The sequence below is a fragment of the Acinetobacter sp. UBA3461 genome, from assembly GCF_002381195.1.
Lineage (GTDB): Bacteria > Pseudomonadota > Gammaproteobacteria > Pseudomonadales > Moraxellaceae > Acinetobacter > Acinetobacter schindleri.
On the sequence record NZ_DFRO01000027.1, the window covers coordinates 319,190 to 331,281 of the forward strand.

Here is a 12,092-nt window from a genome sequence, read left to right on the forward strand (position 1 = left end):
GAAAATATTATGGCTGCATTACTTGGTGTCAATATTGACCATGTCGCAACTTTAAGACAAGCACGTGGTACGACGTACCCAGACCCAGTCAATGCTGCATTGATCTGCGAACAGGCGGGTGCAGAGGGCATTACCCTGCATTTACGTGAAGACCGTCGTCATATCCAGGATGATGATGTACGTCGTATGCGTCCGGTATTGACCACGCATATGAATCTGGAAATGGCTGTGACTGATGAAATGGTGGCTTTTGCTAAAGAAATTCAGCCGCATCATGTCTGTTTTGTGCCTGAAAAACGTCAGGAAGTCACTACTGAAGGCGGTCTGGATGTGGTTGGTCATTTTGAAGATGTAAAGAAGGCTACTCAAGAGCTAACTGCGATTGGCTGTGATGTGTCACTATTTATTGATGCTGACTTTGCCCAGATTGATGCTGCGGTCGCGTGTGGTGCACCAACGATTGAAATCCATACCGGTGCTTATGCGGATGCTGAAACACCTGAAGCACAAAAAGCTGAACTAGAGCGCATTATCAAAGGGGCAGAATATGCTGCTTCTAAAGGTCTGGTGGTGAATGCAGGTCATGGTCTGAATCTGGATAATGTCACTCCAATTGCTGCAATTCCGCAAATTCATGAATTAAACATTGGTCACTCGATTATTGCAGATGCAGTTTTTGGTGGTCTGGCACAAGCTGTACAACAAATGAAGGCTGCAATTAAAGCTGCACGTTAAGATTAAAAAGTTATGTCGAATATTGATTATGATGAACTCATGAAGCCAGTCATTGGTTTCTTGGGTTGTGAAACTCCTAAAGCCTGGCTGGATGAAGCCTTACAGAATCTGGAGATCCTGATGCAGGATCATGCCAACTGTGAGAAGAAAGCTGCCAGTACTGCAATGAACCTGATGTTTCGTTACAGCTTTTTCGTAGACTTACAGGTAAAGCTGGCACAGCTGGTACGCGAAGAAATGTTGCACTATGAACAGGTGCTGGAATTCATGAACAAGCGTGGTCAGAAGTGGACTGGTCTCAGTGCAGGACGCTATGCCGGTGGCTTACGCAAAGAAATCCGTACTTATGAACCGGAAGCGCTGATTGATGTGCTAGTCATTGGTGCTTTTGTAGAAGCTCGCTCTTGTGAGCGATTCTATGCACTGGCACCGTATGTGGATGAAGAACTTGGGCGTTATTACCGTTACCTGCTCAAATCCGAATCTCGCCATTTTGAGGACTATCTAGCACTCGCTATGGATGTAGCGAAAACAGCAAAACTGAAAAATCCAAAAGAAGATATTCAGGCGCGTATTGAACATATTCGTGAAGTAGAAAAGAATCTGATTCTCAGTCCAGATGAGATGTTCCGCTTCCATAGTGGTGTACCAGTAAAAGCTGCTTAAAGCATCCTTAAAAAAAATCCTCCAAAATGGGGGATTTTTTATATCTATCGAAAGTATAGTTCAGTGTCTTTTAAGTTTAAAAAATAGCCTAAGCAATTTTAAATGTCTACTATTACTGTGTGGATTTAAAGGCAGCTCTACTTAGGGATATATTAAATATTAAATATTAAAAAAATGTACGAGTTAAAAATAAAATCCTTCATATCTGATGGAAGTCTGTTTATCAATCAGGATCATTCTAATTTCATAGAGGGGTGAGAAGGGGGAGATGAAAAGTTTTGATGGGAGTAAAGATTAGAACAATAAAAAAGCCCAAGTCTTAAATGCTTGGGCTTTCTTGAATTTGGCTCTCCCACCTGGGCTCGAACCAGGGACCTGCGGATTAACAGTCCGTCGCTCTACCGACTGAGCTATGGGAGAATCTGAATGCGATTATAGAGGGATTTTGACAGGGGTCAAGCAAAAACTTCTATATTTATTGCAAATATAGTTTGTCTGATTTTAATTTAGACAATCAAATTTAAAATTCAAAAAAAGCTTGTCAGTGCATAAGCGAATTGCTAAATTGAAAATATAAAGTCGTTTGACCAGATGGTCAAACAGTGTGGATTTAAACCTACTTGCCAGCACAAAAATGGCTAAACCGGAGAAAGCGAATGAATACGCTCACTATCCCTCAAATTTTCGCTCAACTGTCTTTCTATCAAGAAAACTACCTTGATATTATTCAAGATTCTACCCAATATTTTACTCCTGTTCATGGCGCTGAAATCCGTTTATGGCCCTTAGCTGCAAAACAGTTGTATTTGGGTGACTTGTTACAATTGTGGTTTGCAGAAAAATGGCTGGTTGAGAAGGAGCGCCAATTTAGCTTTGAAGTATTCCTGAATGCGCCTGAAATACAGCCAAAAGATCTGTTTATTTATGCTATTTCGGGAAATTTCATCACGGGTTCAAATCAGTCTAAAGTTTGGCAGACATCTACTGCACAGACTCAAGAATTAAGTCTAGCGAATGTCTCTAGACATTATTTTGAGTATCAGGCTTTGACTCAACCAAAAGCTGTTCAAGCACCGCATGCGAAGTGGGGTATGCTTTAAGTCTTTCTTAAACTAGAAGTTTTTAACGAAAAATCATACAGGTGGCTGTTGCATAAGCATAAAGCTTGCCATCTTCATCGATAATTTTTCCTTCTGAGATTGCAAGATTTTTGCTGGTATTAATGAGTTGACCAATAGCCGTCAATGGTCTGTTTTGGGGAATGGGGCGACACATTTTAATATTGAGATCAATCGTGCCATATCCTGCACCTGCTTCTAAAACGGTATGAATTGCACAGCCTGTTACGGTGTCCAGTACTGTTGCAGCAAAGCCCCCGTGTACACCGCCTAAAGGATTTAAATGGTGTTGATCTGCCTGCACCTCAAACGTGACCTGACCACTTTCAATTAAAGTAGGTTTCATGGGAATGGTTGTTGCCATAGAAGGCATCGGCAGGTTGCCATTACACATTTCTTGCATAATCTGTAAACCTGATAGATTCTTGATATCCATTGCTTGCTCTTGTTATTTTAGATTTTGGAATGATCTTTAAATTCTAGATGGATGGAGGCTCAGGCATCAATTAAAAATTGTATGATTGGAGTATGCAGGGTTTATACCTTGGCTTAAAAATAAATATAAAAAATAAGTTCAATGAGGAATACTGATGAAAGCAAGATGTTTATGTGGTGTGACTCGGTTTGAAGTACAACTCAGGAATCATGAAGTTGCTGCCTGTCATTGCTCGATGTGTCGCCGCCAGACCGGTGGGCCATTAATGACTATTGATATCGAAGATATTCATTTTGTCGATCAGCAGTATTTATCTGTTTTTAACTCTTCAGAATGGGCGGAGCGTGGCTTTTGTAGGGTTTGTGGTACTTTTATTTTTTGGCGGACCAAAGATCACTCATTTGCCCATATCAATGTTTTTACATTGGAGGAATTACCTGAGGATTTGGATTTTAATCTGGAGATTTATGTGGATCATCAGCCAGCCTTCTATTTATTTAATAATCAAACCCAAAAAATGACTGAAGCTGAAGTCATCGAGATGTTTAATTCGGATCGCTCATAATTTTAGTTTTGAAAGTGCAAAATTTAAGGTTAAATTTAAAGAGAACAAATAAAAAAACCCGCGATAAACGCGGGTTTCTTATTTAAAAACTTGAGAAAGTCTCTAAATTATTTAGCAGCTTTTTCAGCTTCGATAGACGCAATCGCAGCATCTACGCCTTCGATTGAATCAGCAGCTTTCTTGATACGAGCAAGTGCATCAACCAGTACTTCGTCAGCAGTTGCGTAAGAGATACGCATGAAGCCGCCTAGACCGAATGCATCACCAGGAACGACTGCAACACCAGTTTCTTCCAGTAACCAAGCAGAGAATTCTGTGCAAGATTTAAGACCTTTGGCACGAATCAATGGTTTGATGTTTGCATATGCATAGAATGCACCGTCCGCAGGTAGGCAAGAAATACCATTGATATCATTTAAGCCTTTTACAACCAGGTCATGACGACGTTTGAATGCTTCAATCATTGGCTCAAGTACGTCTTGAGGACCATTCAATGCAGCTTCAGCAGCAACTTGCGAAATTGAAGTCGGGTTAGAAGTTGATTGAGACTGGATTTTCTTCATTGCGCCAATCAGTTTCGCAGGACCAGCTGCGTAGCCGATACGCCAGCCTGTCATTGCATAGGCTTTAGACACACCATTTAATACGATTGTACGGTCATAAAGGTCTGGCGCAACAGTTGCGATATTGTAGAACTCGTCATCCCAACGGATTGGTTCATACATGTCATCAGAAGCGATATACACTTCTGGGTATTTACGCAGTACTGCAGCTAAAGCTTCTAGTTCAGCTTTCGTATAGATCATGCCAGTCGGGTTAGAAGGGCTGTTCAATACCACTAGACGAGTTTTGTCAGTGATCGCCGCTTCTAATTGTTCAGGAGTAATTTTGAAACGTTGTTCTTCACCACATTTCACAATAACAGGAACACCTTCAGCAATGATCACCATATCAGGGTAGCTTACCCAGAATGGTGCAGGGATGATGACTTCATCACCCTTGTTTAACAAGGCAAGTGCCAAGTTAAAAAATGATTGCTTGCCACCACAAGAAACCAGGATCTGGTTTGCTGCATAGTCAAGGTTGTTGTCACGTTTGAATTTGGCAATAATGGCTTTTTTAAGACCTGGCGTACCGTCTACAGCGGTGTATTTGGTGAAACCGTTGTTAATCGCTGCAATTGCTGCATCTTTGATGTGTTGTGGTGTATCAAAATCTGGTTCACCTGCACCCAAGCCAATTACGTTATGACCAGCAGCTTTAAGTTCAGCAGCTTTGTTAGTCACAGCAAGCGTTGGGGACGGTTTGATGGCATTTACACGATCAGAGAGACGTACGTCCACGGCGGTATTCCTTCTTATAGGGATTAAAAAATAAAAAGCACAATATCTTAGCCTATATTGGTGCACATTAGGCAAAAGAATTTATAAAACTTTACGGAAAAAGTGTTTTGATAGCCGAAGTTTATCTTGAACTTCGATGTTAAGGCGCAGTAACTGAAGGCTTTCAGGCTAAACTTGAAATCTATAAAATATGTGAAATATAAAATAAAAAAGGCTACCTGTGGGTAACCTTTTTTGTGCGCTTCCTGTAAGGATTATGCCGTAAAACGTGACAAATCTTCTTCAGGGCGGGCAGTCAGGACTTCTACGCCATGTTTTGTTACTAAAAGAGTATGCTCATATTGCGCAGATAATTTGTGATCCTTGGTCACAACCGTCCACTTGTCACCCAGCAATTTGGTTTGCCAAACACCTGCATTGACCATTGGTTCAATCGTAAATGTCATACCTTCTTCTAAGATCATACCGGTATTTGGCTGGCCATAATGCAGCACCTGCGGTTCGTCATGGAAAGTGGTACCGATGCCATGACCGCAGTATTCACGTACTACGCTAAAACGTTCAGATTCCACATATTTTTGGATCGCATGACCGATATCACCCATGGTTGCACCTGGCTTAACTACTGCGATCCCACGATACATCGCTTCTTGAGCGACTTTACATAGGCGGTTCGCCAGAATAGAAGTTTCACCCCCCACGATGTACATCATGTTGGTATCGCCATGAAAACCATCTTTGATGACAGTCACGTCAATATTAAGAATATCGCCTTTTTTTAGGATCTTGCCTTCAGAGGGAATACCGTGACAAACCACATGGTTGACTGATGTACAGATGGTATGCTGGAAAGCAGGACGGCCTGGCGCTGCGCCATAACCCAGACATGCTGGAATCGCATTTTGTACATTTACAATATAGTCATGACAAATCGTATCCAATTCAAGCGTCGAAACACCCGGTTTGATATGCGGTTTGATCATATCCAAAACTTCTGCCGCCAGTCGTCCAGCTACACGCATCTTTTCGATATCTTCAGCGGATTTAATTAAACGACGGGGAGCTTGATAAGTAGTGTTCATGATCTCTAAAAACTTTTGGAAATTTGTGTGCGACTATGGTATAAATAGCCGCCCATTTTATCAAATGCTTTTTCGTGAATATATTTGCGTAGCTTGATGAATGGTGTATTAAAAATCCGCACATATATCGTCACATTACTCTGGGTGCCCGCAAGGGTGGAGAATGCGGATATATGGAGGCCTAACCCAAATCTTTAAGGTAAAGAAAATGGCAGATTACAACGTAAGCATGCGCGACCTTCTACAAGCTGGCGCGCACTTTGGTCACCAAACTCGTTTCTGGAACCCAAAAATGCGTCAATACATCTTTGGCGCGCGTAACAAAATTCACATCATCAACCTTGAGCACACTGTTCCTGCGTTAAATGATGCTTTGAACTTTGCTAACCAATTGGCTAGCAAAAAGAACAAAGTTTTGTTCGTTGGTACTAAACGTGCAGCTTCTGCAATCATCCGTGAGCAAGCTCAACGCGCTGGTCAACCATACGTTGATCACCGTTGGTTAGGTGGTATGTTGACTAACTGGAAAACTCTTCGTCAGTCAATCAACCGTCTAAAAGACCTTCAAACTCAATCTCAAGACGGTACTTTCGCTAAGCTGACTAAACGTGAAGCTCTTGAGCGTACTCGTGAGATGGAAAAACTTGAACGCGGTCTTGGCGGCGTTAAAAACATGGGTGGTTTACCTGACGCACTATTCGTAATCGACGTTGATCACGAAGCAATTGCAATCAAAGAAGCTAAAAACCTTGGTATTCCTGTAATCGGTATCGTTGATACAAACTCTAACCCAGACAACGTAGATTACGTTATTCCGGGTAACGACGATGCGATCCGTGCAGTTACTCTTTATGCTTCTGCTATGGCTGACGCGATTCTTGCTGGTAAAGAATATGCTCAATCACAAGCAAATGCACAAGCTAAAGCAGAAGAAGCTCCAGCTTCTGAGGCTTAATGCGTTAGACGCTAGCTTGTCATTTTTGCGACACGTGATGGTGGCAAAGTAAGCGTCGTGTATGCAGGCGGCCCATGAGAATCCTCTGGGCCGTTTCTGTTCTATAAAGAATTCATTTTCTACCGAATTTAGGAGATAAACATGACTGCAGTTACAGCAAGCATGGTTAAAGAATTGCGTGATCGTACAGGTCTTGCAATGATGGAATGTAAAAAAGCTTTGACAGAAGCTGGTGGTGACATCGAACTTGCGATCGATAATCTACGTAAATCTGGTCAAGCAAAAGCAGCTAAAAAAGCTGGTAATATTGCTGCTGACGGCGCGATCACGATCGCTCAGGAAGGCAACAAAGCAATTCTTTTAGAAGTAAACTGTCAAACTGACTTCGTTGCTAAAGACGAAAACTTTGCTGGTTTCTCTGCTAAAGTTGCTGCTGCTGCTCTTGCTGCTAACGAAACTGATGTTGCTAAAATCGCTGAACTTAAACTTGAAGATGGCGCTACTGTTGAAGAAGCTCGTATTGCGCTTGTTCAAAAAATCGGTGAAAACATCCAAGTACGTCGTGCGAAAATTGTTGAAGGCGAAAACCTTGCAGTTTACAAACACGGTCTTAAGATCGGTGTTGTTGTGTCTTATACAGGTGACGACGCGACTGGTAAAGGTATTGCAATGCACGTTGCTGCGTTCAACCCAGTTGCAGTTTCTGCTGAACAAGTTCCAGCTGAGCTAATCGCGAAAGAAAAAGAAATCGCTGAAGCGAAAGCACTTGAATCTGGCAAACCAGCAAACATCGTTGAGAAGATGGTTGTAGGTTCTGTTGAGAAATACCTGAACGAAGTTGTTCTTGAGCGTCAACAATACGTTATCGACAACGACAAAAAAGTTGCTGAAATCCTTAAAGCAACTGGTACTACAGTTGCTCAATTTACTCGCTTCGAAGTGGGTGAAGGCATCGAGAAGAAAGCTGAAATGAGCTTTGCTGATGAAGTTGCTGCTGCTCAAGCTGCTGCTGCTCAATAATTTTTACCTTTAGGTAAAAGTTAGAAAAAGTCCCATTTAATGGGGCTTTTTTTATGATTAAGTCATTACTGATCAGGGGAGAATGATGGCAAATAAAGCAAAGATAGGGATTGGGGCAGTCATCGTACTATTGGTTGCTGCTTATTTAGGGCTTGATCTATCTGAGTCCAAGCAACTGACTAATACTTTCACACCTGTACAGGAAGCTACTGAACAACATAAACAGCAGCCTGATCGTGCAAATATTAATACGGTAAATACGGGTACTGCACGTATACAACAGGCTTATCAGCAAAGACAAAGTGATATTCAGGTTCAAGGTGCAGGCGAGGTGGTTGCGATATTAAAAGATGATAATGAAGGGTCTCGTCATCAGAAGTTTATTTTAGAACTAAACAATGGCCATACCGTGCTGATCGCTCATAATATTGATCTGGCACCGCGTATTTCAAATATTCAAAAAGGCGACGTTGTCGAATTTTTTGGTGAATATGAATATAGCGAAAAAGGTGGGGTCATTCATTGGACGCATCATGATCCAAGCCGAAAACACGTTGATGGCTGGTTAAAACATCAAGGAAGAACCTATCAATAAGGTCCTTCCCATGAAGGAAAATGAGAAATAGCGCTAAATGCGCTTCATTTCGCTTATTTGGCGACTTTTCCAAAAAGGAATTACTTTACCTAGATACGCATCCATGCACCAAATCGGGCCAATAAGAAGGAATTGGAGGTCTTTAAAAAAAGAAGGCTTTTTACCTTCCACTTTATGCCCATAAAACTGGCCAACCCAGGCAAAAACAAATAGCCCGATATAAAAACCGACGCCGACTGGCAGGATCCATATCAACCAGGCCATAACTAAAGTCAGTGCTGCCATAGCAACCGCCAATACAATATCAAGACGCGTATAAAAGATCATCGCCAAGACAACCAGTAATGCAGTGAGTAATGCACTGAAGTGAGCAAGAATACCGATAATAGAAAAATAGATAGTGGGCACACAGACCCAGTGGATCAGCTTGTTAGTCTTGTTCTGATGACTGTCGCTGTATTCATCAAACCATTCCGTTACAGTTTTCATTTTCCACTCCTGCTGCTTCTATTTCTTAAAATATAAAGCAGAACAGGGTGGTGGTCAAAACGCACTCGTCAGGAAGTCAGCTTACTGGAAAAAGACCAATAGACGAGCAGGGCGGATAAGAGCAGTAACAGTACACCTGAAATAAGTTCTAATTTAAGCACAGCAAATCATTCCATAAAAAAAGCCACATTATCTGTGGCTTTTGGTCAAATGCGTTAATAAGCTAAATCTTAAGAGTTTGGCCCTTGTACACGCTCAATACTAACTTTGGCAGTACCCGCATTGGTGATGCCAATTTGCTTGGCTGCACCATAAGATAAATCAAGTACACGGTTGCCATGGAATGGACCACGGTCATTTACTTTCACTACCACACTCTTACCATTGTTCTTGTTAGTCACACGAATGTAACAATTCAATGGGAGGCTACGGTGAGCTGCAGTCATTCCGTTCATGTCGAAAGTTTCGCCGCTAGCCGTTTTACGACCGTGGAACTGACGACCATACCAAGATGCTGTACCAGTCTGGCTGAATTTACGAACTGTGTTGGAAGCAACAGTGTTCAGTTTTTCAATCACTGAAGGCTCATCTTCAGGGATTTCAATTTTAGCTGCAATCGTTTCACGACGAACTTTATCGCCAGAACGCTCAGTGATTGAAAGGCTGTTTAAATTTGTAAAGTTTGAATTGAAGCTTTGAGCTTCACGATTCAGAACACGTGTGGCAACACGCGAACGGTCATTATCATTATTTAATGATGATGACTGAACCAATTCTGCCTGCGACTGCGTTAGTGTGACGGTCGTGGCAATGGCCATTAAGTATTTGATTGAAGAATGCATCGAATCAACTCCTAGCAGCGGGTTCAAAAGGTTAATCTAAAGTGCTGAAAAACCAAGTAAACGAGCCTGATATTTAACTTATGCAACTACATTTGACGAAATGGATAATATTCATGCCGGTAATAGCCTGTCTAGTCTTTAATTAAAATAGTCTTGAAAAGAACGTAAAATAAACAATAGTTGGTTAAAAAATAACCATAATTGTAACAAAGTATGAAAAAAGTCCAGAATTTGAACTATTTCTCATAAATATTTGTTGACTTTTGTGTCTTGCGGTAAATAAGAGTCTTATCGACTCACGATTTCTGTACCTAACAACCACAAAGCAGTGGCGTACATTCGGCTGCGATTATAGGTGGTAATCACCTGAAAATTTGGATAAGTAATATAGTAAATCGGCCCATAATTTTCTTGCAATTGAATGACATTGACCAAATCCAGATCGTCGATTTTTACGATCGGATTCATAGGACTAATTCCTTGAGTTTTTAATACACCATAGGGTGTTGGCTGGGTTAGGTCCTTGGCAATTATTGCATCCGGATTTGAACCAGCATAACGTGCAGGGAAAGCAATTGGCTGGTTGCGTTGCCAGCCATGCTGAGCCAGATAATTGGCAATTGAACCAATAGCGTCCACAGCAGAGTTACGAAGATCAATATGACCATTGCCATCATAGTCGACACCAAACTTGGGAATATTGCTTGGCATAAACTGAGGATAACCGATCGCACCGGCATAAGAACCCACTACGGAGTTGGTTGGCACCCCATCTTTATATGACCAGGCAATCAGAGCAGAAAGCTCATCCTGAAAGTATCCATTGCGGCGATCACCATTAAATCCAAGAGTGGCTAATGCATCACGAGTGATAAAAGAACCTTTGTTGCTACCAAAACCGGTTTCTACTCCTAGAATCCCAAGAATAATCGCCTGTGGTACACCAAACTGCTGTTCAGCACGATTCAGGGTATCGGCATACTGCTGTTTAAAACGCACACCACGCTGAATGGTACTTTCAGCCAGAAAATTGTTTTTATAGCTATACCACGGTTTGCTTTCACCTGGACGGCTCATGATGCTCAACACATTCGGTAAATTGCGTGTACCATTCATGGCCCAGTCAATCTGTTCATTACTTAAACCATACTGTTGCATGGTTTTGATTTTAAAAGCGGAATAAGAGGGATGCGTTTGGAAATCATTGGCTTGGCTAAAACTACTAAAACTTAGTGCAGCGAATACCAGAGAAAGTCGTTTAAGTTTTTTATAAAAATGTGGTTTTAACATCTGACAGTGATTTCCAATTTCATGAATGAGTTGGCAATAGGGGGCATCCTGCAATTCTATTTATGCCCGAAAAAAGAGGCAAAAAATCGATAAAATCTTGTAAACAGAACACAATTGCTCAGGACTATTAAAGATAACATTGACTGGATAATGACATCCAACCGCTTTGACAAAAAGAGACAAAGTATGGCTATTTTTAACGCATTTTTCTTGTGAAGATGCATTTACTGTAACAAGCTATTTCATTGGTAATAAAAAAGCCCGACATCAGTCAGGCTTTTTTGATCAACTTACATTAGGAATAGAACAAAGTATCGTGGTATTCCGCCATTGCCTTTAGTTCATCCTTGTTTAATTTCAGGATGATTTTATCAGCAGCAATGTTGATTGCCTTGATCACTGCAGAAGCACCGATATCCGCCGCTTTACGTTTAATCATGCCCAGATCTAGGGTTTTGTTAAAATCCACCATGAAATGACGCACAGTCGCCTCACCAAACTCCTTATAGAGATTGCTCAAGGTCTGTTTGTCGATTTCATTGCCTGCTTTCACCTCAGCAAACTGGTACTTAAGGTTAGTGACCAGATTGGCATCGAGAGATTCACCGATACGGATGTTGCCTTCAGGATCCTTAAACAGACTGCGTTCAGAAAAGGCAATGGATTCACGTACCACCTCATTGGGAGCTTTGCCCAATAACTGCTTGAGCAAGACTGCTACCGTGGACTTGATATATCCTGCCAGTTTTTCCGCAGTATCACGCTTATCACTTGCTGGGAACTTGCGTACAAGTTCAGTCAAAATGGCATCAATGATCTCATCATTGATCATTAATGCCGTTTTGTCACGAAGTGGATACAGCGGTTCGCTGGAATTTTTATTTTTCTGTGCAGTCTGAATTGTATTTAAAAGTTCTGCTGAAGGAATAAATCCAAAAAAAGGCATCGTTAAACCT

Annotated in this window: 14 protein-coding genes and 1 tRNA gene; 7 read left to right on the forward strand and 8 right to left on the reverse strand. The window is 41.5% G+C overall.

Features of this window, described 5'->3' with window-relative positions; genetic code table 11:
- Positions 1-9 precede the first annotated feature (9 nt).
- Positions 10-735 carry a pyridoxine 5'-phosphate synthase gene (gene pdxJ / locus B3D47_RS08940; RefSeq protein ID WP_273798685.1) on the forward strand — a complete coding sequence of 242 codons (726 nt, stop codon included), beginning with the start codon at positions 10-12 and terminating at the stop codon, positions 733-735.
- Positions 736-747: 12 nt separating this feature from the next.
- Positions 748-1,401, forward strand: coding sequence for a tRNA-(ms[2]io[6]A)-hydroxylase (locus B3D47_RS08945; protein WP_286861484.1), 654 nt, complete (start codon positions 748-750; stop codon positions 1,399-1,401).
- Positions 1,402-1,745: 344 nt separating this feature from the next.
- On the opposite strand, the gene B3D47_RS08950 is transcribed toward B3D47_RS08945, so the two are convergent.
- Positions 1,746-1,821: transfer RNA gene (locus B3D47_RS08950), tRNA-Asn, on the reverse strand.
- A gap of 236 nt (positions 1,822-2,057) precedes the next feature.
- Here B3D47_RS08950 and B3D47_RS08955 point away from each other — a divergent pair.
- Positions 2,058-2,501, forward strand: a complete 444-nt coding sequence (locus B3D47_RS08955; protein WP_286861486.1) for a hypothetical protein — start codon at positions 2,058-2,060, stop codon at positions 2,499-2,501.
- Positions 2,502-2,523: 22 nt separating this feature from the next.
- Here the strand turns inward: B3D47_RS08955 and B3D47_RS08960 are convergent, their stop codons facing one another.
- On the reverse strand, positions 2,524-2,955 hold the full coding sequence (locus B3D47_RS08960; RefSeq protein WP_286861488.1) for a PaaI family thioesterase: 432 nt from the start codon (positions 2,953-2,955) through the stop codon (positions 2,524-2,526).
- A 154-nt stretch (positions 2,956-3,109) separates the two neighbouring features.
- On the opposite strand from B3D47_RS08960, the gene B3D47_RS08965 reads away from it, so the two are divergent.
- On the forward strand, positions 3,110-3,520 hold the full coding sequence (locus B3D47_RS08965; RefSeq protein ID WP_004892283.1) for a GFA family protein: 411 nt from the start codon (positions 3,110-3,112) through the stop codon (positions 3,518-3,520).
- 107 nt (positions 3,521-3,627) lie between these two features.
- On the opposite strand, the gene B3D47_RS08970 is transcribed toward B3D47_RS08965, so the two are convergent.
- Both B3D47_RS08970 and map read right to left on the reverse strand, forming a co-directional pair.
- Complete coding sequence (locus B3D47_RS08970) at positions 3,628-4,863, reverse strand: pyridoxal phosphate-dependent aminotransferase (RefSeq protein ID WP_004815219.1); 1,236 nt, start codon at positions 4,861-4,863, stop codon at positions 3,628-3,630.
- 254 nt (positions 4,864-5,117) lie between these two features.
- Entirely contained in the window at positions 5,118-5,945 is an 828-nt protein-coding gene (gene map, locus B3D47_RS08975; RefSeq protein ID WP_004892289.1) for a type I methionyl aminopeptidase, read from the reverse strand.
- 208 nt (positions 5,946-6,153) lie between these two features.
- Between map and rpsB the strand changes: the two genes are divergently transcribed.
- The 3 genes from rpsB to B3D47_RS08990 all read left to right on the forward strand — a co-directional run bounded on the left by rpsB (position 6,154) and on the right by B3D47_RS08990 (position 8,515).
- Positions 6,154-6,900, forward strand: coding sequence for a 30S ribosomal protein S2 (gene rpsB, locus B3D47_RS08980; protein WP_004892292.1), 747 nt, complete (start codon positions 6,154-6,156; stop codon positions 6,898-6,900).
- A gap of 141 nt (positions 6,901-7,041) precedes the next feature.
- A complete protein-coding gene (gene tsf / locus B3D47_RS08985; protein WP_004815225.1) occupies positions 7,042-7,920 on the forward strand; it encodes a translation elongation factor Ts in 879 nt (292 codons plus the stop codon).
- Between the two features lie 85 nt (positions 7,921-8,005).
- Positions 8,006-8,515 carry a DUF3465 domain-containing protein gene (locus tag B3D47_RS08990; RefSeq protein ID WP_163171080.1) on the forward strand — a complete coding sequence of 170 codons (510 nt, stop codon included), beginning with the start codon at positions 8,006-8,008 and terminating at the stop codon, positions 8,513-8,515.
- A gap of 33 nt (positions 8,516-8,548) precedes the next feature.
- On the opposite strand, the gene B3D47_RS08995 is transcribed toward B3D47_RS08990, so the two are convergent.
- From B3D47_RS08995 to B3D47_RS09010, 4 genes are all read right to left on the reverse strand, one after another.
- On the reverse strand, positions 8,549-9,004 hold the full coding sequence (locus tag B3D47_RS08995) for a DUF962 domain-containing protein (protein ID WP_004815228.1): 456 nt from the start codon (positions 9,002-9,004) through the stop codon (positions 8,549-8,551).
- Between the two features lie 230 nt (positions 9,005-9,234).
- Complete coding sequence (locus tag B3D47_RS09000) at positions 9,235-9,846, reverse strand: septal ring lytic transglycosylase RlpA family protein (protein WP_004815231.1); 612 nt, start codon at positions 9,844-9,846, stop codon at positions 9,235-9,237.
- A gap of 288 nt (positions 9,847-10,134) precedes the next feature.
- Positions 10,135-11,136 carry a lytic murein transglycosylase B gene (gene mltB, locus B3D47_RS09005; protein WP_286861492.1) on the reverse strand — a complete coding sequence of 334 codons (1,002 nt, stop codon included), beginning with the start codon at positions 11,134-11,136 and terminating at the stop codon, positions 10,135-10,137.
- Between the two features lie 295 nt (positions 11,137-11,431).
- A complete protein-coding gene (locus tag B3D47_RS09010; protein WP_071320395.1) occupies positions 11,432-12,082 on the reverse strand; it encodes a hypothetical protein in 651 nt (216 codons plus the stop codon).
- Positions 12,083-12,092: the final 10 nt, after the last annotated feature.

Coding starts and splice junctions, on each gene's coding strand:
- pdxJ (WP_273798685.1), top strand. CDS start 10: ATGGCTGCATTACTTGGTGTCAATATTGACCATGTCGCAACTTTAAGA.
- B3D47_RS08945 (WP_286861484.1), top strand. CDS start 748: ATGTCGAATATTGATTATGATGAACTCATGAAGCCAGTCATTGGTTTC.
- B3D47_RS08955 (WP_286861486.1), top strand. CDS start 2,058: ATGAATACGCTCACTATCCCTCAAATTTTCGCTCAACTGTCTTTCTAT.
- B3D47_RS08960 (WP_286861488.1), bottom strand. CDS start 2,955: ATGGATATCAAGAATCTATCAGGTTTACAGATTATGCAAGAAATGTGT.
- B3D47_RS08965 (WP_004892283.1), top strand. CDS start 3,110: ATGAAAGCAAGATGTTTATGTGGTGTGACTCGGTTTGAAGTACAACTC.
- map (WP_004892289.1), bottom strand. CDS start 5,945: ATGAACACTACTTATCAAGCTCCCCGTCGTTTAATTAAATCCGCTGAA.
- rpsB (WP_004892292.1), top strand. CDS start 6,154: ATGGCAGATTACAACGTAAGCATGCGCGACCTTCTACAAGCTGGCGCG.
- tsf (WP_004815225.1), top strand. CDS start 7,042: ATGACTGCAGTTACAGCAAGCATGGTTAAAGAATTGCGTGATCGTACA.
- B3D47_RS08990 (WP_163171080.1), top strand. CDS start 8,006: ATGGCAAATAAAGCAAAGATAGGGATTGGGGCAGTCATCGTACTATTG.
- B3D47_RS08995 (WP_004815228.1), bottom strand. CDS start 9,004: ATGAAAACTGTAACGGAATGGTTTGATGAATACAGCGACAGTCATCAG.
- B3D47_RS09000 (WP_004815231.1), bottom strand. CDS start 9,846: ATGCATTCTTCAATCAAATACTTAATGGCCATTGCCACGACCGTCACA.
- mltB (WP_286861492.1), bottom strand. CDS start 11,136: ATGTTAAAACCACATTTTTATAAAAAACTTAAACGACTTTCTCTGGTA.
- B3D47_RS09010 (WP_071320395.1), bottom strand. CDS start 12,082: ATGCCTTTTTTTGGATTTATTCCTTCAGCAGAACTTTTAAATACAATT.